At 56.6% G+C, this 21,979-nt stretch carries 18 protein-coding genes and 1 pseudogene; 10 read left to right on the top strand and 9 right to left on the bottom strand.

Annotation, left to right across the window (positions count from 1 at the left end):
• The first annotated feature begins 8 nt into the window (after window positions 1-8).
• Together galT and galK are read left to right on the top strand one after the other, a co-directional pair.
• Window positions 9-1,118, top strand: a complete 1,110-nt coding sequence (gene galT, locus AC1Z3F_RS13345; RefSeq protein WP_483566966.1) for a galactose-1-phosphate uridylyltransferase — start codon at window positions 9-11, stop codon at window positions 1,116-1,118.
• Window positions 1,115-2,311 carry a galactokinase gene (gene galK / locus AC1Z3F_RS13340; RefSeq protein WP_483566017.1) on the top strand — a complete coding sequence of 399 codons (1,197 nt, stop codon included), beginning with the start codon at window positions 1,115-1,117 and terminating at the stop codon, window positions 2,309-2,311. Before galT ends, galK begins: the two co-directional genes overlap by 4 nt.
• A gap of 24 nt (window positions 2,312-2,335) precedes the next feature.
• On the opposite strand, the gene AC1Z3F_RS13335 is transcribed toward galK, so the two are convergent.
• The gene (locus AC1Z3F_RS13335; protein ID WP_483566016.1) at window positions 2,336-4,102 is read right to left on the bottom strand and encodes a GNAT family N-acetyltransferase; all 1,767 of its coding nucleotides are present in this window, start codon (window positions 4,100-4,102) and stop codon (window positions 2,336-2,338) included.
• A 50-nt stretch (window positions 4,103-4,152) separates the two neighbouring features.
• On the opposite strand from AC1Z3F_RS13335, the gene AC1Z3F_RS13330 reads away from it, so the two are divergent.
• Window positions 4,153-4,989: an alpha/beta fold hydrolase gene (locus tag AC1Z3F_RS13330; protein ID WP_483566015.1), complete on the top strand. Its 837-nt coding sequence runs from the start codon at window positions 4,153-4,155 to the stop codon at window positions 4,987-4,989.
• On the opposite strand, the gene AC1Z3F_RS13325 is transcribed toward AC1Z3F_RS13330, so the two are convergent.
• The 3 genes from AC1Z3F_RS13325 to AC1Z3F_RS13315 all read right to left on the bottom strand — a co-directional run bounded on the left by AC1Z3F_RS13325 (window position 4,955) and on the right by AC1Z3F_RS13315 (window position 7,077).
• On the bottom strand, window positions 4,955-5,302 hold the full coding sequence (locus AC1Z3F_RS13325) for a hypothetical protein (RefSeq protein ID WP_262199020.1): 348 nt from the start codon (window positions 5,300-5,302) through the stop codon (window positions 4,955-4,957). The two genes, AC1Z3F_RS13330 and AC1Z3F_RS13325, sit on opposite strands and share 35 nt — an antisense overlap.
• Window positions 5,303-5,426: 124 nt before the next feature.
• Entirely contained in the window at window positions 5,427-6,458 is a 1,032-nt protein-coding gene (locus AC1Z3F_RS13320; RefSeq protein WP_483566014.1) for a Gfo/Idh/MocA family protein, read from the bottom strand.
• 100 nt (window positions 6,459-6,558) lie between these two features.
• On the bottom strand, window positions 6,559-7,077 hold the full coding sequence (locus AC1Z3F_RS13315) for a helix-turn-helix domain-containing protein (RefSeq protein ID WP_483566013.1): 519 nt from the start codon (window positions 7,075-7,077) through the stop codon (window positions 6,559-6,561).
• Window positions 7,078-7,199: 122 nt separating this feature from the next.
• Between AC1Z3F_RS13315 and AC1Z3F_RS13310 the strand changes: the two genes are divergently transcribed.
• A complete protein-coding gene (locus tag AC1Z3F_RS13310; protein ID WP_483566012.1) occupies window positions 7,200-8,057 on the top strand; it encodes a DMT family transporter in 858 nt (285 codons plus the stop codon).
• 34 nt (window positions 8,058-8,091) lie between these two features.
• Here AC1Z3F_RS13310 and AC1Z3F_RS13305 read toward each other — a convergent pair whose 3' ends face one another.
• Window positions 8,092-8,886: a carbon-nitrogen hydrolase family protein gene (locus AC1Z3F_RS13305; RefSeq protein ID WP_483566011.1), complete on the bottom strand. Its 795-nt coding sequence runs from the start codon at window positions 8,884-8,886 to the stop codon at window positions 8,092-8,094.
• The gene (locus tag AC1Z3F_RS13300; protein WP_483566010.1) at window positions 8,886-9,926 is read right to left on the bottom strand and encodes an aldo/keto reductase; all 1,041 of its coding nucleotides are present in this window, start codon (window positions 9,924-9,926) and stop codon (window positions 8,886-8,888) included. Before AC1Z3F_RS13300 ends, AC1Z3F_RS13305 begins: the two co-directional genes overlap by 1 nt.
• A gap of 193 nt (window positions 9,927-10,119) precedes the next feature.
• Between AC1Z3F_RS13300 and AC1Z3F_RS13295 the strand changes: the two genes are divergently transcribed.
• Complete coding sequence (locus tag AC1Z3F_RS13295; protein ID WP_483566009.1) at window positions 10,120-10,728, top strand: TetR family transcriptional regulator; 609 nt, start codon at window positions 10,120-10,122, stop codon at window positions 10,726-10,728.
• Between the two features lie 85 nt (window positions 10,729-10,813).
• Here AC1Z3F_RS13295 and AC1Z3F_RS13290 read toward each other — a convergent pair.
• Window positions 10,814-12,274: pseudogene (locus AC1Z3F_RS13290) on the bottom strand (cation:dicarboxylate symporter family transporter).
• A 493-nt stretch (window positions 12,275-12,767) separates the two neighbouring features.
• On the opposite strand from AC1Z3F_RS13290, the gene AC1Z3F_RS13285 reads away from it, so the two are divergent.
• Window positions 12,768-14,624, top strand: a complete 1,857-nt coding sequence (locus AC1Z3F_RS13285; RefSeq protein ID WP_483566008.1) for an ABC transporter ATP-binding protein — start codon at window positions 12,768-12,770, stop codon at window positions 14,622-14,624.
• Window positions 14,625-14,646: 22 nt separating this feature from the next.
• Window positions 14,647-15,897 carry an MFS transporter gene (locus tag AC1Z3F_RS13280; protein WP_483566007.1) on the top strand — a complete coding sequence of 417 codons (1,251 nt, stop codon included), beginning with the start codon at window positions 14,647-14,649 and terminating at the stop codon, window positions 15,895-15,897.
• On the opposite strand, the gene AC1Z3F_RS13275 is transcribed toward AC1Z3F_RS13280, so the two are convergent.
• Complete coding sequence (locus tag AC1Z3F_RS13275; RefSeq protein ID WP_131089524.1) at window positions 15,894-16,667, bottom strand: IclR family transcriptional regulator; 774 nt, start codon at window positions 16,665-16,667, stop codon at window positions 15,894-15,896. The two genes, AC1Z3F_RS13280 and AC1Z3F_RS13275, sit on opposite strands and share 4 nt — an antisense overlap.
• A gap of 343 nt (window positions 16,668-17,010) precedes the next feature.
• Between AC1Z3F_RS13275 and aceB the strand changes: the two genes are divergently transcribed.
• The 3 genes from aceB to AC1Z3F_RS13260 are packed head-to-tail and all read left to right on the top strand — an operon-like array spanning window position 17,011 to window position 20,739.
• Window positions 17,011-18,642, top strand: a complete 1,632-nt coding sequence (aceB, locus tag AC1Z3F_RS13270; RefSeq protein WP_483566006.1) for a malate synthase A — start codon at window positions 17,011-17,013, stop codon at window positions 18,640-18,642.
• On the top strand, window positions 18,639-19,892 hold the full coding sequence (locus tag AC1Z3F_RS13265; protein WP_483566005.1) for a DUF6986 family protein: 1,254 nt from the start codon (window positions 18,639-18,641) through the stop codon (window positions 19,890-19,892). Before aceB ends, AC1Z3F_RS13265 begins: the two co-directional genes overlap by 4 nt.
• Window positions 19,893-19,902: 10 nt before the next feature.
• Complete coding sequence (locus AC1Z3F_RS13260; RefSeq protein WP_483566004.1) at window positions 19,903-20,739, top strand: bifunctional allantoicase/(S)-ureidoglycine aminohydrolase; 837 nt, start codon at window positions 19,903-19,905, stop codon at window positions 20,737-20,739.
• Window positions 20,740-20,897: 158 nt separating this feature from the next.
• On the opposite strand, the gene AC1Z3F_RS13255 is transcribed toward AC1Z3F_RS13260, so the two are convergent.
• The gene (locus AC1Z3F_RS13255; protein WP_483566003.1) at window positions 20,898-21,965 is read right to left on the bottom strand and encodes a CobW family GTP-binding protein; all 1,068 of its coding nucleotides are present in this window, start codon (window positions 21,963-21,965) and stop codon (window positions 20,898-20,900) included.
• Between the last annotated feature and the right edge of the window lie 14 nt (window positions 21,966-21,979).

Genomic DNA, 21,979 nt, shown 5'->3' with positions numbered 1-21,979 from the left:
AAATTTCCATGCCGCAGGGCAACGCAGCACATGTAGCAACCCACCGAGTTCATCACCTAGCTGACGGACGTCAAGCGATCTTCCTTGCCGATGCCTCGAGCGCCGTGCCCGAATCGGTGCATGACGCCCGAGCCTTAGATCCGCGTGGTGAGCCCGGGGAACTGCGCTATGACCGTTTGACCGGCGACTGGGTCGCGGTGGCGGCTCACCGCCAGTCACGCACCTACCTGCCACCCAAAGACCAGTGCCCATTGTGCCCGAGCGTTGATGGACGCCAGAGCGAAATCCCGGCCGAAGATTTTGACGTAGTGGTCTTTGAAAACCGCTTCCCCTCCTTGGGCCCTGCGCTTGGCCAAATTCCAGAAGTGCCGACCGAACAAGTGCCGCAACCGGCCTACGGACGCTGTGAAGTTGTGGTTTTCACTCCTGATCACGCAGGATCTTTCGCATCGTTAAATGACGAGCGTGCACGCACGGTGGTTCAAGCTTGGGCGCAACGCACCAAAGAGCTTTCGGCGATGGAAGGCATTGCCCAGGTGTTCCCCTTTGAGAACCGCGGGCAAGATATCGGCGTGACCCTCCACCACCCGCACGGTCAGATCTATGCCTACCCGTACCTAACTCCCACGGCCCGCAAGATGGCAGATCAAGCCGTCAAGCACCTAGAAACCACCGGCCGAACGCTAATGGGTGACATCCTGGAATTTGAGCAGGCCGAAGGCACGCGCATGGTGGTGCAAGGTGAGCATTTCTCTGTGTTTGTTCCTTATGCTGCACGCTGGCCGTTGGAAGCGCACTTAGTTCCACACCGTCACGTCCCGGATTTTGCGGCACTAAACGAGGAAGAAAAAGACGAATTAGCGATCATGTATCGCGATCTTTTACGTCGTTTTGATGCTCTGTATGACACCCCAACTCCGTACATCGCCGCCTGGCATCAGGCTCCGCTAGCTCCCAAGGAACGCGCAGCCTCCCGGTTGCACTTGCAGCTAACCAGCCCACGCAGAGACGTGGACAAACTGAAGTTCCTGGCCGGTTCAGAAGCGGCCATGGGCGCATTTATCAATGACATTCCAGCCGAAACGACGGCCGCAAGATTGCGTGAGGTCACCCTGTGAGCATTAGCGGAAGCAAAGATCACGCTGCACGCGTAGCCGCCCTGCGTGAGAAGTTCACCAAGACCTTTGGGCATCACCCCGAAGGCATCTGGCGTGCACCAGGACGGGTGAACCTGATCGGTGAGCACACCGACTACAACATGGGTTATGTTCTGCCCTTCGCCATCGACAAAAACGCGCTCGTGGCCATCCGTCGAAAGTCCCAACTGGAACCGGAAAGTCAGAGTTTGGACTTCGCATCCACGTACGGGGGCGGTGAAACACTTCCCGTCACCTCAATTACCGTCGATGAGCTGGTGCCTCGGGCTGTGCCCGGCTGGGCGGCCTATCCGGCGGCCGTGGTGTGGGCGCTGAACCAGATCCAGGGCGTTGAGCTGTCCGGGTTTGAACTGTTGGTGGACTCGGATGTGCCTGTGGGTTCTGGCCTGTCCTCTTCTCATGCGATGGAAGTCGGAACTATCGTTGCCCTCAACGATCTCTATGCCTTGGGGCTTTCACATACCCAGATGGCCCTGCTGACCCAGCGGGCAGAAAATGAGTTTGTTGGTGCACCGACAGGCATCATGGATCAAAGTGCCTCGTTGATGTCACAGGCGCAGCACGCGTTGTTCTTGGATTGCCGTTCCATGGATGCCCAAAATGTACCGTTGCCATTGGCGCAGGAAGACGCGGTCATCTTGGTCATGGATACGCGCGTGGAGCATTCGCATGTTGACGGTGGGTATGCGGCACGTCGGCAAAGCTGCGAACAGGCCTGTGAAGTTTTGGGCGTTGACGCGCTTCGCGATGTGGCTAGGGTGGATGACCTTGTTGCCATTGACGATCCGGTCATCAGGCGCCGGGCAAAGCATATTGTCACCGAAAACCAGCGGGTGCTCGATACGGTGAAGGTCTTAAACGAGGCAGATCTGGCTGCTGTAGGGCAGCTGCTGTATCAGTCCCACGTATCAATGCGAGACGACTATGAAATCTCCAGTGAAGAGCTGGATGCGGCGGTAGAAGCGGCCATAGGTGCCGGCGCCATTGGTGCGCGGATGACCGGTGGTGGTTTTGGTGGCAGCGCTATTGCCTTGATCAAGCGGGATCAGGTTCAGTCGGTCAGCCAAGCGGTGTTGACCGCCTTTGAGCAGGCTGGTTATGTGCAACCGAATATCTTCACCGTGGTTGCTGACGAGGGCGCGGGACGAGCATAGGGCCGCCGCGCCCTCGGGTGCAGCTTAGAGTTCCAGTTTTAGACCCACATGGCTCTTTTCGTAGCCCAAGCGTGCATAAAACTGGTGCGCCTTGAGCCTTGAGGAATCGGTGGTCAGCTGAGCAAGTCGGGCACCTCGGGCCCGGCCATGGGCATGCGCCCATTCGAGCATTGCCCGGCCCACACCTTGAGACCTTTCACTGGCGGCCACACGCACGCCTTCGATCTGCAAACGTGTGGTGCCCTTGCGCGAAAGCCCAGGAATGATCGATAGCTGCATCGTGCCGATCACGCCGTCCTGCTCATCACGCACCACCGCAAGATAGTTGGTGGAGTCGCGGCTGATCTTGTCAAAAGCCCGCTCGTAGGTCACTAGCTCGTCACCTTCGCGCGAAGCACCCAACTCATCATCCGAAAGCAATGCAACAATGGCTGGTACATCGGAGCGTTCGGCACGTTGCACACGGTAACGGCGCTCGCCGAGGCGAAGCAAGCCACCCACTGAGGCGCGCGCCTGCGCACGAAGCTTAAGGATCAGCGCATCCAGCCAGCCACCAACGTGCTCACGGCCCTCGGGGGTATCTGGGTAACGGCACCGTAAGTGCAGTCCGGCGTCATCCAAAATGAACCACAGCATGACCCCGTCGGTGCGGATGGTGGCACCAATGTACTGGGCTTCAAGGCCGATAGAGTCCACGCGCACCGGCAGCCGGCGCAGATCCAACCAGGAGATGGCGAACATGCCCGGCTCTTCTGGCATCCCTCCCCAGGGTTCGAGGATGTCTTCCAATGGCCACGAGCCGAGCCGGACCGCCTCTTTAACCGCGGCAGCGCACGCCAGCGGTGCTGGATCTGCGGATTCAATGACCGAGTTGGTGATAAACCAGCCAACAGAATCATCCCATTGGTGATCGTAGCGACTGTGCACGGGGAAGACCGCGCGCAGCGGAGCATCGGCGAAGTCCAACGTCACCGAGGTCATCGCAGAGATCACCGCGGTCAAAGTGGAAACAGAATCTTCCTTGGCTTGGGCTGCAAAGGCAGCACTGTCATCCACATTGAGCACATCACGGACCTCTACCCGCTCCGCATGCGGTACTGGTTCACCCAACGGCAGCGGGAAGCAAGGCATGACCGATCCGCTAGCTTCCAGCACCTGCGCCCAGCGTTGGTGAACCTCTTGTGGGGCTCGTGGCCTTTCGACCATGGCACGGGTGTGCTCGGTGAAGCTGGCTGCGGGTAGTAGCTGAGGATCAACTTCGTCATCGGACAGGCCTAGCGCCCGTAGCAAGTCACGCACGATGACCAGCATTGACCACATGTCTACGTGTGAATGATCCGAAGCAATGACGATTGTTGACTCCAAGGCGGTCTCTAGGAGGCACAGGCGATGTGATGGTGCGTTAAAAGGGGAGCAGGCTTGATCAAACACATCGCGCAGCGCGTCGTTCATCGACTGACCGCTGGCTACCGGGTGCTGCACCCAGGCTCCGGGTGTCACATTGATTTCCTGCAACAGCAGCTCACCGTTCGCATCACGGCTGAATGCAGAGCGCAGTGTTCCGTGGCGGTTAATGACCTCTAACCAAGCTGTAGCTAGCTCATCAAGTTCAACTTTGGTGGGCAGCCTGAAACTGATGGCCATCCACGATCCCGGACGTTCTCCGGCCGACACGTGCCGGCGCTGGTCAAAAGAAATTGGGAGTGCGGCTCCGGTGCGCTGGATCGAAACGTCGTATCCATGCAACTTTCCAAAGGGCAGCCGTAACTGTGCAACGTTCGTCAGTCTCATGGCGTTATCCTATTACCCAAGACTGACTATGGCGGAAGCGAACTCGGAATATGGCGAAATTTAGTGTTACCGGGGCTGACCTTGACGTAGAACTGAGCGATGAGGGTGGTCATCCGGTAGTTCAGCTGCATGGATTAACCTCCAGTCGGGCACGCGACCGGGTACTAAATATGGATCTGGGTCGTGGCCTGAGTGGGACGAGACTGCTTCGTTACGATGCCCGCGGGCACGGTCAGTCCAGTGGCCGCAAGGTGGTTGAGGACTACGAGTGGAAGAACCTCGCCGATGACTTGCTGGCCTTGTTGCACGAGTATTTTCCGAATGAAAAAGTGTACGGTGTTGGGCCATCAATGGGTTGCGCCACCTTGCTGTACGCCGCAATTAAGGAACCTGAACGCTTTTGCGGGCTGACTCTATTGCTTCCACCTACTGCCTGGGAATCGCGCAAAGCAAAGTCCCTTGCCTATATACACAACGCTGAGCTGCTAGAAGCTGAAGGTTGGGATGCTTTTATCCAGGCCGACATTGATATGCCAGTCCCACCGGCCACTATCGGTAATCCGGTGACTGTGCCGGATAATTCACTGGAATTGTTGCCCACGATTTTTAGAGGTGCTGCTGCCAGCGATCTGCCTCAGCTCGCAGATCTGGCGCGCGTCACCGTTCCCACACATATTCTTGCGTGGACTGAGGATCCGTCCCATCCGGTGGCTACCGCGCAGGCATTGTTGTATGCATTGCCCCAAGCTACGTTGCAAGTGGCGAGCACCCGCGACGAAGTCAACGCCTGGCCACAGATCCTCATGGACAACGTGGCTAAGCATGTGCCCCGCACTCGGCGGAGCCAGTTCACTAATCCTTCGGAGCTTTCTTATACAGGTGATTAATCAGCGGAGCTAGAAGCAAGTACCCCAACACCGCAGTCAAAGCTGCAATGAATGCAGCCTCATAGGTGGTCATGACCAAGCGGTAGCAGGCGAGCATGACGATAAAGGTCATGAGCGCCTGCAGGATGTGCACGGGGAGTTTGTGCGCTGTGTTGAAGACTCTCAGCACGATTCGATCGCTGATTTCGCCGAGGGCCAGCACGAGCAAAACAAAAATAATGGTCAATAGTGGTGACCACGGAAGGATTCCGGGTCTAGGGGTGCCGTAGTGCGCGATCCAGAGCGGAGTGAAAAAGCCTAGGAGTATTGGCAAGCCTGATGCTCAGTTCACGAGGGCCAGGTAGAGCCCCAGTAAGGACCTCTGGTGAGTACTCAGTCTTTTCATTGGTGCCCAACTTAGCATTTACGGATCCGCGTTGACTGCATCTTCCGGTGTATTAGTTCCTCTTGCGAAGTTCACCGGCGATTTGGTCCATGGTCTGTGCAATGGCCAAGGACTCATCGAGTGGCATCACGGGAGATTCAAGTAGGCCTTCGCCGATGCACCGGGCAACGTGGGCAGCTTCCCAACCCAGACCTGTCGCAGCAGAATGCTCACTAAATTTTTGGCTGTCCGCAATGCTGCCATCGTGATGGCGCAGCACGAGTCGCGATCCAGCAAAAATGGGGCGCTCTACCTCTAAGGTCGCTTCTGTACCTGCAATCCAGGCAGCCTGCGGTGAATCCGTTTCAATGCTGCTGAACACGCTCGTCGTGGAGCCATTCTGATTGGCCAGTACCGCCGTAAATGTCGCATCTACCCCGGTCTCGGTCATTCGACCGGAGGCATGCAGTAATTCTTTGGCCGGGGAAACCATGGCACTGAAAGCGATGGGGTAGATGCCGACGTCTAGCAGGGCGCCGCCACCCAGCGCAGGATCATAGATCCGTGACGTAGGGTCTACAGCAAACTTTGCGCCGAAGTCCGCGTTTACCGCCAGAACGTCGCCAAGAAGACGGGACTGAAGTACCTGCGCGATCACGTTGCCAATGGGCAAAAGACGCGACCACATAGCTTCCATAACAAACACCCCGGTCGATCTGGCAGCGGTGATTACTTGCCGGGTTTGCTCAGCGTTCAGAGTCATCGGCTTTTCCACGAGAACATGTTTTCCGGCGGCAATTGCTTTCAGCGCGAGTTCTGCGTGGCCACTATGGGGGACCGCTATGTAGAGCACATCCACGGTTGGGTCGCTAAGTACCTGATCATAGGAATCGTAGGCGCGAGTATCATCGTCCCCGTGGGTCCGGGCGAATTTAGCGGAGCGTTCTAGACTGCGTGAACCAACAGCGGCGATACGGCTCTTGGTCAAAGTATTCAGCGAGATGGCGAATTGCTCAGCAATCCACCCGGGGCCCAAAATTCCCCAATTCAACGCTGGCGCCGTTGAAGGATCCAGCAGAGTTGACTTGGGCAGTACTAGGGACACGAAAGCTCCATCGGCAAGTGGTCGGGTGACTGATAATCACCCTAGTGGCCTCTTGCTCTTTGCGGAAGAGCGGAGCTGTGTTGATAGCTGTTTAGGAAAATTAACTCACAACTATCCGGGCAAAACGCGTCACTTGCTGGCTCTTATTGATGTACGAGAAATCTTGGGACGTGGCAAACGCGTAATGCTCACCAGCACTGCGCAGAACAGTTTCTTCTGTAGTTTCGATCAGCAGTTCTCCTTCGAGAACTAAAATCATTTCCGACCAACCTGCGGGGTCCGGCTCACCGACATAACGCTCTGCAGGTTCCAGGCACCAGCTCAGAAGCTGCGCTTCCTTATTGGCTGGAACGGAGGCCATCAGTGTCGCCACGCTTCCAGGATGCTGTCCTCTCCACACAACTTCGTTGATTGAGGAGCGCGGAGCCGAGGGCTCCGCGACCAAGTCGACAAATGTCACGCCCAAGGATTCTGCCAGACGGTCGAGCCCGGTGAGGCTAATGTTCGCTTCGCCCGCTTCAAGCTTGATAACGGTACGTCGGCTTACTCCCGACGCATCTGCGAGTGCTGCCTGACTGAGTCCGGCATCCAGTCGAAGGCGGCGGACATTTCTACTCACGTGTGCGAGTACCTCGGAACTCTCATCAGTTTGCATGTGCACTATTATTCACCATATAGTTGTGCATTATGTTGCACACTAGGTCGCGGCGGCGTTTACTCTCCCGTCAGGAAGCGGCACTCATGCTCGCTACGTGCGTATGGGGCGCTACTTTTCTGATCATCCACGTAGCGGTCCAGTACACCGGTCCGTGGTTCTTCGTTGGAATGCGATTTATTACTGCGGGTCTTATCAGTGCCTTGCTATTTGCCCGCGTCCTTAAGGGGCTAACGCTAAAGGAAATCGGGGCAGGCGTAGCTATCGGAGTGATGATCTTCTTCGGCTACGGTCTGCAAACTGCCGGTCTACAGACGCTTAATAGCAGCACGTCAGCTTTTATCTCCGCGCTCTACGTTCCGTTGGTGCCGTTGCTACAGTGGGTCGTTTTCCGCAAGAGGCCAGGGTTGCTCACCTGGATTGGTGTGGCGCTCGCCTTCTTCGGACTGATTCTTCTGGCAGATCCCGGAAGTGTCGGCTTCACCTTCGGCTCAGGGGAAATCGTAACCATTATCAGTACCTTGCCAATTGCAGGCGAGATCATCCTCATCGGCTGGTTCGCCGGGAAGGTGCATCTGGGCCGAGTTACCGTGGTGCAACTGCTTGTGGCAGGTCTGCTTGGATTCCTCACCGTGCCTATCGTTGGCGAGCAGATCCCTGAATTCTCGTGGGTGTGGGTCATAGCTTCCGTTGCCTTGGGCTTGGCTAGCTGCATGATTCAACTCGCAATGAATTGGGCTCAGAAATCCGTTTCTCCAACAAGAGCCACCATCATCTACGCTGGTGAACCCGTATGGGCTGCGATTATTGGACGCATTGCCGGAGACAGGCTGCCTCCCATTGCCATTCTTGGCGCGCTATTCATTGTCATTGGCTCACTGATCAGCGAACTGCGGCCCCCAAAATCGAGCGACGCTTCAGCTCAAGAGAAAGTCACGAGTTAACAAGATAAGGTAATGCTGCTAAGTCGACGAGCAGCTACAGCGCTACGGTGTTGGCCAACACCGGCAATTGTTCACGCGCCTGTCTAACCAACGACAGCTCTAGATCCACCACGAGCAATTCGGGCTGGGCTCCAGCCTGCGCAATGACACGGCCCAGCGGATCGACGACCACTGAATGCCCCACGCCAAGCGGTGCGGTGCCCGAGAGTTTCTCACCGACGCTTACCGGATCAGCCTGGTCAACGGCCACAACAAAAGTGGTCGAATCCAAAGCGCGGGCCTTGGCTAGAGTGGTCCACTGCTCAACCTTGCCTTCACCTTGTCCCCATGAAGCACAGACGATGTTCACTATGGCCCCTGCATTGGCATGATGGATGAACAACTGGGGGAACCGAAGGTCGTAGCAGGTAGCAATACCGATGCTCTGACCCTCATGGGTGAACTGCACGGGGGTAGTTCCTGGGGTGACCGAGTCAGACTCGGCGTAGCCAAAAGCGTCGTAGAGGTGGATCTTGTCGTAGTGCGTATCTACCTCGTCGCCTGCAACCAAGAGGGTATTGCGAACCCTGCCGGATTCTCCGGGTGTGAACATTCCTGCGATGATGGTGATCCCGATTTCGCGTGCTTGCTGGCGAACCAAAGCAGGCCATGGGCCATCGATGGCTTCAGCAGTCGCGGCCAGATCATTACCAAAAGCCACTTGCATGGCTTCGGGGAAAATCACCAATGAAGCCCCGGCAGCTTTGGCCTTTTTTGCCTGGTCTCGAATGATCACCAGATTGCGTTGTGGATTTGCGGTGCTCAGTACTTGAGCGAGGGCAATTTTCATTAGTCGTTGCCTCCATTGATCAGCTGTGCCTCTTCGCGACCCTTGGATACCGACATGATGTCCGACTGGCGCTCGCCGTCGACCCGAGCTGCCAAGGTATCCAGTGCTGCCATCGATTCCGCTGAAAGTTTCACATTCATCGATTCCAGATTGTCGTCAAAGTGGTGTGCGTAGCGAGTGCCTGGGATAGGGGAGAGGGCAACGTTTTGGCTGCGCGCCTGTTCGTACACCCAGGCCAGGCTGACTTGTGCGGTGGTGATTGCCTCACGCTGTGCAACCTGTTCAATGACGGTGCGCAATGGAAGGTTGTGTTCCATTCGTGCATCTTCAAATCGTGGGAAATTCCGGCGCACGTCATTGGCCTCCAACCCAGCTAATGAGTCCACCTCGCCGGTGAAGTAACCTCGGCCCAAGGAGGCGTAGCTGACCAACCCAACACCGAGTTCGCTGGCCGCGGGCAGGAGCCAACGCTCAATATCGCGACTGAAAATCGAGTACTCCATCTGGATTGCGGTAATCGGATGAACCGCATGAGCGCGACGTAATTCGTTAGCTGTTACTTCAGAGAGGCCAATGTGGCTGATTTTTCCTGCCTCAACTAATTCCTTGTATGCGCCCATCGTTTCTTCGATGGGGATCAGTGGGTCCACCCGGTGGTAGTAGTACAGGTCGATATGATCCACGCCCAAACGCTGCAGGCTCTCATCAAAGCACTTCGTGATGAATGCTGGATCACCACTAACCCGTGGGTCACCCGGGTTCTTCGGGCGTACGATTCCAGCCTTGCTTGCCAGGGTGACCTCATCACGACCGGTCTTGAGAACCTGAGACAGCAAGGTCTCATTGTGTCCTGCACCGTAGATGTTCGCGGTGTCCAAGAAGGTCACGCCAGAGTCGATGACGTGGTTGAGCGTGCGCAGTGATTCGGTGTCATCTGCCGAGCCGTAAGCGCTGCTCAGGGACATGCAACCAAAGCCCTGCCCAGTGACTTCTAGTCCCTGGCCCAGTTCGATGGTGCCAATGCTGTTGGTTTGTCCCATGTCAGTCCTTCGTCGAGAATTGATGTCTGTTCTTGAGCCTATCGAAGCTTCGTGCCCGAGGCATCAACATTAGGGATTTGTTGAGTATCATGAACTCTCGATCACGCGACACACCTGCCATAATCGCTATCTGATCAGTAAAAAGAGACAGAGTCTCAAGCGCGAGTGGTTAGCTCAGAGTAAAATTATTGTTATGGGTAGCGTGGTGCGTGATCGGGTGCGCGAGAAGATGAAAACCGAGCTTGCACAGCAGGTGTATACCGTCTTTGCCGAACGCGGATTAGAAAACGTCACAGCGCAGCAGGCCGCCCAGGCTGTCGGGATTTCGCGGGCAACGTTCTTTAGATATTTCTCTTCTAAAGAGGACGCTGTGGTGACCGCATTGCTGTCCATGAATATGCATTTTTCGCAGATGCTTGAATCCATGTCCTCGAATCCAAGCGAGAGTTTGCTGGAACTGTTGCGTCGAAGCTTCGAGCCAACGGTGGTTGCAGCGGAGCAGGACCCGACGGTTATGCGTTCTCGCATTGAGCTCGTTTGGAGTACCCCAGCACTTCGCGCTAGTTGGCAAGAATCTCGCAGGGAACAGCAGGTTGCTCTGGCCCAAGCGCTTTCAGTTTTCTGCGCTAACCCGCGGCTAGCCGAAACCTCTGCCTTACTCGCGCTGACCCTTTATGATCACGCGTTGGTTAGGTGGATCGAGTCGCCTAAGCAGTCGTTGCGCGAAATTCTGGATGAAGCTTTTGACTTCGCGTCCATGATTGACAACAAGTGGACTTCTGAGGCCCGAAACTCGCGCTAAACGCCTCAGGCACGTTAAACGCCGAGCGGCCAGAACACACTGGATAACTCCAATTTGTTCTGGCCGAACACCGGGTTGATCTGAATTATTGTTGCGCTTTGGTTATTGTCTTAGTGCTGTGGGATTGAATGGTGGGATCCACGGAGTGCTCCCACCGCATGTGTGCTTTCCGATCCGCACTGTGAGCATTTGGGAGTATTGGTGACAGGCTCGTTCTCACCCACTGGCAGTTCAGCTTCATTTTTTCAGTGACTTCTCCAGCAAAAGCCCGTTTCATGGCTTCGCGATCAAACTGTCCTTCCCATTTGGCAACCACGGAGGTTGCCACGCAGTTGCCCAGTAGGTTGACTACTACGCGCATGGAATCCATGATGCGATCTGCACCTAACAGCAATGCCACTCCGGCAACCGGGAAGATTCCCAGCGCGGCTGCGGTCGCGGATAATGCCAAGAACGATGAACCTGGAACGCCTGCCATGCCCTTGGAGGTAAGGAGCAGGACCCCCAACGCCGCTAGCTGTTGGCCGAAGCTCAACGCATGTCCAAATGCTTGGGCGAGGAAGAGCAAGGCGATCGACAAGTAGATGGCTGCCCCGCCGAGGTTGAACGAGTAACCGGTGGGAACTACTAGGCCGGTGGTAGCCCTTGAGCAACCTGCATTGGTCAGCTTGGTCATGATTCGTGGCATGACCGATTCGGTTGAGGCAGTACCCAAGGCCAGTAAGAACTCTTCTCGGGTGTATTTGATGAACTGCCACAATGGAACGCGAGCAAACGCCCAGGCGACGATGAATAGAACGCCAATGAACAGCAAGGCCGCGGCATAACAGGCCAAGATCAGCTTTGCGTAGGTGCCGAGTGTTTCAATTCCGTACTGGCCAATGATGAAGCCCATTGCGCCAAACGCGCCTAATGGAGCGACGCGCATAACCTAGCCCATGATCTTAAAAAATCAGTTCGAGAACATTATCGAAAATGCCTAGTAGTGGAGCGCAGCGTTCCTTGCCCACTACGACAATGGCTGCTCCAAAGAAGACTGAGAAGAACAGAACCTGAAGCAGGTTGTTATCCGAGAAAGCGCCAAAGACGCTGACCGGGATGATTCCTAAAATGAATTCTGAGGCGCTTTTGCTTCGCCGGTCTTCGCTTCGACAGCACCCGCGTCCAACGTAGATGGGTCGATGTTCATCCCGGCACCGGACTGGATGAGGTTTCCGACCAGTAGCCCAAAGACTAGAGCGAATAGTGTTGCGCAGGTGAAGTAGAGCAATGCTTTGACGCCTAGACGCCCGACTGCTTCGACGTCTCCTACTGCCGAAATTCCTGTCACGATGACGAGGAATATCAGTGGAGCGATGATCATCTTGATCAATGAGATGAACCCGTCGCCCAACGGGCGTAGCTGAGATCCGATGCTTGGCAGGGAATGCCCGATCAATACTCCGGCGACAATGGCGACTCCAAGCTGGAAGAACAAGGAGGTGTAGAAGGGTCTTTTGCGCGGTAATTCGGCGCCCTTAAAAGCGTCTGCGGACTTGATTTTCATGGCTGCTCCCGAGGAATTTTCGCTCCGAGATATGTGCCTGTGGCTTGGGTGTTGTCAACTGTAAGCCAGCCCACTTACTTCCGCAATAAAAAACAGAACTTTCGCAATGCGGAATAAATTGATTCTGGATCGTGGAAAATATCGCGGTCTCACAAGTGCTTTTATGTCTTTAGTAGTGGAAGCGCGACCTTGTCTTTTTCGCATCCAGTCCTGCTGTCTGAAAGGGAGAAAAATAGCAGTGATAAGAGAAAATACGAGAACCAGCATGTGTAAGTGGGGTGATTAATCCAAAGGTGCGTCATTCAAAGTTTCAATTTCCGGCGGTCAGTGGCCGGTTTGTCATCTCTTCCGTTGGTGCCGTCATTTTTTAATCGCCTCACTGAGCCGGTTGACTAGATAAGCTGAGCCTAGCTAGAAGTTGCAGGTGCCTTGCTGGGAAACTAAGTAAGGCGGAAATCGCTGACACCTTGAGCAGAATTGCGAGCAAATATTCATGAGCATGGAAACTGCCGCTTGGCATTCGCTGTGGAAACTTTCCGGCGACAAAGGCAAGGCCTACGCCTCCACAACGCCAAAGCGAGTGCTGAAATTTGCTGCCTCGTACAAGACCCGTCTGCTGATTTTTGTGTTCTTCTCCGTCATCGCCGCAGTTCTGGCAGTGGTGACGCCAGTGTTAGCTGGCCGAGTAGTCGATGCGATTGTCGCGCAGTCGCCAGTGCGAAACATTGCCAATCTGGCCATCATCATGGCGGTAATCGCGGTTTTAGACGCGATTACCTCAGTCATTGTTCGTTGGTTCTCCTCACGCCTAGGCGAAGGCATCATCTACGACTTGCGCACCGCGGTCTTTGATCACGTACAAAAAATGCCAGTAGCGTTTTTTGCTCGCACCCGTACCGGCGCATTGGTTAGCCGTTTGAACAACGACGTGATTGGTGCACAATCCGCTTTTGCCGGAACGCTCTCAGGCCTGGTCTCAAACACCGTTGCACTGATCCTGACCGCAGCCGTCATGTTTACCACCTCGTGGCAGGTCACGCTCATTGCGCTGATTCTCTTGCCAGTGTTCCTGCTGCCTGCTCGTCGCTTTGGTAAGTCAGTGGCATTGCTGCGCCGCGAATCCGCAGAGCTCAACGCGAGCATGGGCAACCAGATGACCGAACGCTTCTCCGCTCCGGGCGCCACACTGATCAAGCTTTTTGGCAGTCCCAAAGATGAGTCGAAGGTGTTCGCGCAGCATGCCGGGCGCGTCCGCGACATTGGCGTAAAGATGACCATGCGTCAGTTCTACTTTGTCACCGCGCTGACCCTGGTTGCCGCACTTGCATTGGCCCTGGTGTACGGCTTGGGCGGTATGTATGCGGTTCGCGGTGACTTGGCCGCAGGTGATGTGGTGACCCTCGGTATGTTGCTGACCAGGCTGTACACCCCGCTTACCGCCTTGGCTAACGCACGGGTGGAAATTACCAGTGCACTGGTGAGCTTTGACCGCGTCTTTGAGGTGTTAGACCTTGAACCACTGATTACCGATGCTCCAGATGCTCACCGTCTAGAAATAGGCGCCCCGGTTCCAGTGAAGTTTGATCACGTGCGATTCTCTTACCCGAGCGCGGACAAAGTCTCGTTGGCCTCGCTTGAAGAGGTTGCAGTGCTTGATACGCGCGGCGGCGAGGAAGTTTTGCACGACATCAACTTTGAGATCCCTGCCGGTCAGACCTTTGCGCTGGTCGGCTCATCCGGTGCCGGTAAATCCACCGTCGCCTCGCTGTTAGCCCGCCTCTACGACGTGGATTCGGGCAGCGTTCAACTTGCTGGGCAGGATATTCGCCGACTTAAGCTGGACTCACTACGCAAGTCAGTATCTATGGTGACTCAGGATGGGCACCTGTTCCACGAAACCATTCGTGCTAACCTGACGCTGGCGCGCCCGGAAACCACCGACGCAGAAATCTGGGAAGCCTTGGAACGCGCCCGACTTTTGCCAGTGATCCAGTCGCTGCCTGATGGATTAGAAACTGTGGTGGGCGAGCGCGGTTACCGACTTTCCGGTGGCGAACGACAGCGCATGACCATTGCCCGTTTGCTTTTGGCTGCCCCGCAGGTAGTAATTCTGGACGAGGCAACTGCTGCGCTGGATTCCTCCAATGAAGCTGCGGTGCAAGCTGCCTTGGCTGAGGCCTTGGAAAACCGTACCGCTCTGATCATTGCCCACCGTCTGTCAACGATTCGCTCAGCTGATCAGATTCTCGTGGTGGAAGGCGGCCAAATTATCGAACGCGGAACCCATTCCGAATTGCTGGCCTTAGGTGGGCGTTACACGCAGCTTTACGAAACTCAGTTCGCGCAGTAGCTAGGTATGCGAGACAAAGACTATGAATGAGCTGACGCGTAGCAAGGTCCAGCAAAGAACGCTGTGGGTCCTTGCTGTCTCTCAAGTCTTTGGAACCATTGGCGTGGGTGTGGCCCCGTCCATCGGTATTTTACTGGCCGAGGAAGTTACTTCCAGTCAGGCCTGGGCAGGTCTTGCCCGCACCACAAGCACCTTGGGCGCCGCCTTGCTCGGTCTTCCGCTAGGCAATCTAGCCGCGCGCTACGGACGTCGAATCGCGTTGAGCTCTGGTTGGTGGCTGGCAGCGGTCGGTGCCCTACTTTTGGTGCCCGCAGCTCAATTTCGCTTGGTGATCCCGCTTTTTGTCGGACTGCTGTTGATCGGCGCTGGCTCTGCCGTTAGCCTGCAGGCACGATTTGCTGCCACCGACTTAGCCACCGATGAGCGTAAGGGCCGCAGCCTCTCACTCATCGTTTGGGTGGGAACCATCGGGACCGTACTTGGCCCAAACCTTGGCATTCCTGCCCAACAAATCCGTGCTGCGACAGGCCTACATGTATACGCTGGAGCGTTCCTTATCGCCGGGGTGGCGATGGTATTAGCCGGGGTACTGGTGTTCACCTTGATGTGCTCCGACCCATTACTTCTGGCCCAGCAACTCGAACGTGACGTCGAGGCGGCGGTACCTGTACGGCAGCGCGGGGGCATTCAACGATTTGTTGCGGAGCTTCGCATCAATAAGCGAGCCCGTTATGCGGTGGTGGCGATCCTCAGCGCGCAGGTGGTGATGGTGGCCATCATGACGATGACACCGATTCACCTGACTCATCACGGCGGATCGGTGTCTCTGGTCGGGTTGACCATCTCGCTGCATATTCTGGGCATGTATGTGCTGGCACCCGTGGTGGGGTACGTGGCCGACCGGTGGGGATATCGCTTCTCCATCGCAACTGGCTTGGTGATCTTTGCAGGCTCGTTCTTAGCCGGCGGAGCTCACCCACAGAACATGGGGTGGATCATGACCAGCCTGATTTTGCTCGGCGTGGGCTGGTCCTTCATTAACGTTTCCGGCTCAGCCTTATTTGTGCGGGTCATTAAGAAACAAGATCGCGCATCGGTCCAGGGCGGCGTTGATGCGCTGTCGAACCTCTCTGGCGCCTCAGCTGCTTTTGCCGCTGGGCCCTTGATGGCGATCAGTTCCTTCTCGGTACTGACCATCATCGCTGGCATCGTGTTAGTGCCTCTGGTCTTGATGAGCGTTCTGCCGCCGAAGGCTGAAGAGCCGAAAGGCTAGTCGGCGGCAGCAACCAGCTGCACACCAAGTTCCTTGGCGGCGGCCTGTAGTACGGGTATTGCGGTCTGCATAAAGGCTTCGTCGACGCGGGTGACCGGTCCGGAGACCGAAATGGCCATGGGAGTTGGGGCTCCAGGCACCGGAACGGCAATGCAACGCACACCGAGCTCTTGCTCTTCTTCATCAATCGCGTAGCCGCGTTCGCGCGTAGCCTCAACGTCGGTGAACAGCTTGCCCAAGGTGGTGATGGTATTCGCGGTCTTCGGTGGCATACCCGCCTGAGAAACGAGGCGCTGCACCCGTTCGTCATCGAGGACCGAGAGTACGGCCTTGCCCACGCCGGAGTTGTGCAGCATCGCGCGGCGGCCAACTTCAGTGATCATGCGCATCGAATGAGCCGACTGCACCTGGGCGATGTAGGTGACCATGTCGCCGTCCAGGACAGCGATATTTGCCGATTCGCCGAGTTTGGCCACTAATTCCTTAAGCATTGGGGATGCCAGCGCCCCAAGCTGTCGATTGGCGACTTCGCCAAGACGGATCAGGCGTGGACCCAAAGAGTAGCGGCGGTTAGGCAGCTGGCGAACGTATCCAACCCCGACCAAAGTGCGCAATAACCGGTGAATGGTAGGCAACGGCAGGGGAGTGTCAGCAGCAAGTTCACTTAGCGCCGCTTCTCCACCAGCCCGCGCGATGACCTCCAGAAGTTCAAATGCGCGTTCAACGGACTGCACTCCGCCGGTGGTGGACTTGCTGGAAGCCTGCGTCATTTTTACTCCTTTGGTTAAGGCACTGATTTTGGAAGATTGTGGTCCGTAAGTTCTACGATGCGAAATCCTCGTCCCAACAATAGCCTAGAAACTCGGTTTTCTTCCACGATCCGATATTTTGCCATCAAAAAACCGTGCCGGAGACCACAATACTCTCTTGCGTTTTCATTTTGAGGATAATAGTATCCACTATACGGAAATCTTTTGAAGAGCTGTGATCGTTGATGGTGCGCCGAACACCCACCGGCGCAACAGGTTGCAGTGGAAAATCAAGGTGCACGTCAAAGCACCCGCGCACGGAACAGAGCAGTACTACAGAGCACAAGAGGTTAAGGAACAACTCATGAGTATTTCAATCACCAGCATCCCCGACGTAGCAGATGCCGGGCAGATCCTCTCCGATGATGCCCTCGCTTTTATCCAGAAATTGCATGAGAAGTTCGCCGGAACCCGCAACGAACTACTGGCCGCCCGTTCGGTACGCCGCCAGGAATTCTCCGACGCGAGAGCCATCGACTTCGATCCACAGACCGAGTCGGTGCGCACCGGTGACTGGAAGGTCGCCGAAGCCCCCGAAGCATTGCGTGACCGCCGGGTAGAAATCACAGGCCCAGCCTCCCCAGCCAAGATGGCCATCAACGCGCTGAACTCCGGCGCCAAGGTTTGGCTTGCCGACCTTGAAGATGCCTCGACCCCGAGCTGGTTCAACGTGGTTGATGCCATCTCCAACCTTTCGGCTGCCGCCCGCGGCACCCTGGCCTTCACCGATTCCAAGTCCGGTAAGTCCTATGCACTGCGCACCGACGCACCACGCGCCGTTGTAGTAGTCCGCCCACGCGGCTGGCACCTGCCAGAAAACAATGTGCTGATCAACGGCGAACCAGCCGTCGGTGCACTGGTGGACTTCGGGCTGCATTTCTTCCACAACGCCAAGGTGCTGGCCGAATCCGGGCAGGGACCGTTCTACTACCTGCCAAAGATGGAGCACTACCTCGAGGCTCGCCTATGGAACGAGATCTTCACCTTCGCCCAAGCGGAACTGGGCATCGCCCACGGCACCGTGCGCGCCACGATGCTCATCGAAACCATTCCAGCCGCTTTCCAAATGGAAGAATTCCTCTATGAACTGCGTGAGCACGCTTCGGGTCTGAACGCTGGTCGTTGGGATTACCTGTTCTCCATCATCAAGACCTTCCGCGAAGCCGGCGAAGCGTTTATCATGCCGGACCGTTCGGCCGTTTCGATGACCGCACCCATGATGCGCGCCTACACCGAACTGTTGGTCAAGACCTGCCACAAGCGTGGTGCCTTCGCCATGGGTGGCATGGCCGCATTCATTCCGAACCGTCGCGAACCAGAAGTTACCGCCGCAGCTTTCGAGAAGGTCCGCGATGACAAGTCCCGCGAAGTAAACGACGGTTTTGACGGCTCCTGGGTTGCCCACCCTGACCTGGTGGATATCTGCAAGGAAATCTTCGATGCCAAGCTCGGGGATAAGCCAAACCAGATCGACCGCCAGCGCCCAGAGGTAGAAGTTACCGCCGCTCAGCTACTGGACATCGCCAGCGCCCCAGGGGACGTCACCGAAGCCGGCGTGCGCGCCAACCTCTACGTGGCCGTGAACTACGTGGCCGTGTGGCTCTCGGGTAACGGTGCGGTGGCCATCCATAACCTGATGGAAGATGCCGCTACCGCTGAAATCTCGCGTTCACAGATCTGGCAGCAGATCCGCAACGAAGTGGTGGCCGCCGACACCGGCAACACCATCACCGCGCAATTGGTATCAACCATTCTTGGCGAAGAAGTAGAACGCCTGCGCGGTGAAGTTAATAATGAAGAGCACTTCAAGACCTACTATGAGCCGGCTGCCGGGTTGATCGCAACGTTGACCAGCGGCAAGGATGAGGACTTCGCAGACTTCCTCACCACCGGAGCCTACGAACTGTTGGAAAAGGAGTACGTGAGCAAGTCATGATCAACCCCTTCGATGAGTCCACGCTGGCCAGCGTAGAAACACAATTGGCCGCCACCGATCAGCTACTGGACAATGCCTACCCGGGTGATTCCGGGGCCCGCCAGCCGGTCCACACTGTATATGTCCCCGGAGATATATACACTGCTGAACTGCCGGTTGCTTGGGGAGCTAACGCTCTGGCAGCTACCGGCGGTGAAGCCGGATTGGCTGAGCTGGCTGCCAAGCTGAACCTGGCTGAACCGCAGCGACTTGCCCAGTTGGTGGCACAAAAGCTAGCCAGTGAACCCATCGAAGATTTGCGCATTGACTTTGAAGACGGCTACGGCAATCGCAGCGATGCTCAGGAGGACGCGGACGTACTGGCCGCAGCCGATCGACTCGCTGCGGCCGTCGCCGCCGGTAAGGCACCATCGTTCATTGGCATCCGCTTTAAATGCTTCGAAGCACCAACCAGAGCACGTGGCATTCGCACCCTGGGTCTATTCATTACGCAGCTGCTTTCCCACGCGGAGCTACCAGCCGGACTACGTCTGACCCTACCCAAGGTCACCACCGTAGACCAGGTCAAGGCCATGGTGCTGCTGGCACAAAAGCTAGAGCAGACCCACGGCCTTGAGGCAGGCCGGATCCGCTTTGAAGTCCAGGTGGAAACCCCGCAGGTGATCATCGCCGCCGACGGAACCCACCCGGTGGCCCAGCTGATCCATGCAGGGCAAGGTCGAGTCTCCTCACTGCACTACGGAACCTACGACTATTCGGCGTCCATGGGTGTGGCCGCCGGTTACCAGTCCATGGAACACCCGGTGGCTGACTACGCCAAGGACGTGATGCAGGTGGCCGTAGCTGGCACCGGTGTGGAGCTTTCCGACGGCTCAACTAACATCATCCCGGCCGGTGACCCAGAGAATATGGCCGAGGCATGGGCTCTACACGCACGGTTGGTTTCCCGCCATCTGGCCCGCGGTATCTATCAGGGTTGGGACCTGCACGAAAACCAACTCCCTACCCGCTATCTAGCCACCTTTGCGTTCTTCCGCGAAGGTTTGCAAGCGGCCGGAACCCGGCTGCGCAACTATGTTCATCAGATCAGCTCCACCATTATGGATGAACCTGCCACCGCTCGCGCCTTGGCCCGCTACATCCACCGCGGGGTTACCTGCGGCGCGGTAAGCGCCGAGGAAGTTTCTGAGCTGGCCCAGATTTCCCTGTCCGAACTCGAAGCTATCGCGCTGAATCGCACTCACGCCTAAGGATCACATCATGACTGTTCCAGCTGTTCAGAACTCCTCGTCCTATTACGCGAATTTCGGCGGTCACCCGCCACAAAGCGATCTGCTCACCGACCGAGCCATCGTCACCGAGGCCTACACGGTCATTCCCAAGGGCGTGCTGCGCGACATCGTCACCAGCGTTTTCCCCGAGTGGACCAATACTCGCGCTTGGGTATTAAACCGTCCCGTGGCTGGAGGAGCGACGACGTTCGCTCAGTCCATCGTGGAAGTATCGCCCGGCGGTGGGGCCAGCAAGCCAGAACCTCAGGCCGAGGTTCAGGGGTTCATCTTTGTGCTCACCGGTGCGCTGACCCTGGTTATTGAGGGCACCGAGCACGTGCTGGAAGACGGCGGTTATGCCTACCTGCCAGCTGGCAGTACTTGGTCCGCACGGAACGATGGCGCAGAACTCACCAGCTTCCACTGGCTGCGCAAGCGTTATGAACCATTGGCCGGCGTGAACGCCCCAGCTGCGGTAGTGGGCAACGAACGCGACGTTGAACCTGGCGAAATGCCGGGTACCGACGGCAAATGGCGCACCACTCGCATGCTGGATCCGAATGATGTGGCTTTCGATTTTGGCGTGAACATCGTGACCTTTGAGCCCGGTGCCTCCATCCCGTTCGCCGAAACTCACGTGATGGAGCACGGCCTGTACGTGCTGGAAGGCAAGGGTGTTTATCGCCTGAACGGTGACTGGGTTGAGGTTGAAGCCGGAGACTATATGTCGCTACGTGCCTTCTGCCCGCAGGCTTGTTATGCCGGCGGACCGGATAACTTCCGTTACCTGCTCTACAAAGATCAGAACCGTCAGATCGCGTTGTAAGCGGATCTACCGACCGAATTCACTGGCCGGCACCTACCCATATTGGGCAGGTGTCGGCCTTGATTTTAACTACCAACAATTACAACCAACCCGCCTGGATCCCAATAAACACGTGGATTCTGAAATTGTCCGGATGGGCATTACTTACACATCGCTTCTCAGCTACTTACAGAATCGTCATCGTCGGACTGTTCATTATCAGTGTCTGCAATCCGTGAACTCAGTATCAAGCGACGCGCTAGACGCGTGAGATCTTGCGGGGTTGGCACGGACATGGCCGGCTGCAGCGCAGCACGTAAGACTTCACCCACCGCTTGTTCGTTCAAGTCCACACCCACTGCCACGAGCGCATCATCGGCAGGGTCAGACCCTGGCGTCGCCAACTGAAGGTGTGGTTGCCAACCGACCATATTAACCAGGTAGCGCTGGGTTCCGTTCTCGGTTCGGATCTTCACATGGCCCTTGAGCCGGTACGCTGCGGCCGGGGGATTCTCCAGCAAGTCCAATACTGCACCCGGATCTGCGGCTTCACCACAAGGCACCGTGACCGCGTGAGCATGCGGGGCATGAACGTGGTGATGTTCAGCTCGCGAGGCGGCAGCCAAAGGAAGCTCATCCGCCGGGTCCTCGTTCAGCGCGATATCAAAGACTAGTTCGGGATCAATCGCCGCGTGGCTGGCCGGAACGACGGTTACCTGCGGGTTAGCCTCCCGGACCCTATCGCTGATCCGCTTGAAGGTCTCCTCACGGGAGTCTTCCAGGATCATATCTAGCTTGTTGACCACCACGAGGCTGGCAGCGCTAAAGCGGGCAGGAGCCATAGCAGCAGTGTCCACCGTATGTTCGTGCTGCACCGCATCAATGACATCAATAATGCCGCCCGGGCGCACCCCCGGAGCATTGCCGTAACGCAACAAGCGATCCACATTGATCGGGTCAGCGGCACCGCTGGCTTCAACGAAGATCGCGTCCAACCGGAGCTTTGGCGCAGCCAACTTTTCCAGCAGTTCATCAAGGCCACCGCTATCGGGCAAGCAACAGACGCAGCCGCCAGCGATTGATTCGGCGGCATCAATCTGTCCAGTAATGAGCCCGGTATCAACGTTGATCTTGCCGATATCGTTGATGATCACGCCAACGCGGGTACCGGGCCGGGTGAGTAATCCGTTGAGCAGACTGGTTTTGCCCGCGCCGAGATATCCGGTGAGCACAATAACGGGGATCACTGCTGGTTCTTTCT

The sequence above is a fragment of the Glutamicibacter sp. MOO4 genome (assembly GCF_056934395.1).
Note: the sequence above shows the minus strand (reverse complement) of the source record. Positions and strands in the feature narration are given on the sequence as shown.

Excerpts from the sequence above, each read along its gene's own strand:
- AC1Z3F_RS13275 (WP_131089524.1), bottom strand. The coding sequence starts at position 16,667 with ATGACGCAGGCTTCCAGCAAGTCCACCACCGGCGGAGTGCAGTCCGTT.
- AC1Z3F_RS13305 (WP_483566011.1), bottom strand. The coding sequence starts at position 8,886 with ATGAAAATTGCCCTCGCTCAAGTACTGAGCACCGCAAATCCACAACGC.
- AC1Z3F_RS13280 (WP_483566007.1), top strand. The coding sequence starts at position 14,647 with ATGAATGAGCTGACGCGTAGCAAGGTCCAGCAAAGAACGCTGTGGGTC.
- galT (WP_483566966.1), top strand. The coding sequence starts at position 9 with ATGCCGCAGGGCAACGCAGCACATGTAGCAACCCACCGAGTTCATCAC.
- AC1Z3F_RS13330 (WP_483566015.1), top strand. The coding sequence starts at position 4,153 with ATGGCGAAATTTAGTGTTACCGGGGCTGACCTTGACGTAGAACTGAGC.
- aceB (WP_483566006.1), top strand. The coding sequence starts at position 17,011 with ATGAGTATTTCAATCACCAGCATCCCCGACGTAGCAGATGCCGGGCAG.
- AC1Z3F_RS13335 (WP_483566016.1), bottom strand. The coding sequence starts at position 4,102 with ATGAGACTGACGAACGTTGCACAGTTACGGCTGCCCTTTGGAAAGTTG.
- AC1Z3F_RS13265 (WP_483566005.1), top strand. The coding sequence starts at position 18,639 with ATGATCAACCCCTTCGATGAGTCCACGCTGGCCAGCGTAGAAACACAA.
- AC1Z3F_RS13260 (WP_483566004.1), top strand. The coding sequence starts at position 19,903 with ATGACTGTTCCAGCTGTTCAGAACTCCTCGTCCTATTACGCGAATTTC.
- AC1Z3F_RS13295 (WP_483566009.1), top strand. The coding sequence starts at position 10,120 with ATGGGTAGCGTGGTGCGTGATCGGGTGCGCGAGAAGATGAAAACCGAG.
- AC1Z3F_RS13300 (WP_483566010.1), bottom strand. The coding sequence starts at position 9,926 with ATGGGACAAACCAACAGCATTGGCACCATCGAACTGGGCCAGGGACTA.
- AC1Z3F_RS13310 (WP_483566012.1), top strand. The coding sequence starts at position 7,200 with ATGCTCGCTACGTGCGTATGGGGCGCTACTTTTCTGATCATCCACGTA.
- AC1Z3F_RS13285 (WP_483566008.1), top strand. The coding sequence starts at position 12,768 with ATGAGCATGGAAACTGCCGCTTGGCATTCGCTGTGGAAACTTTCCGGC.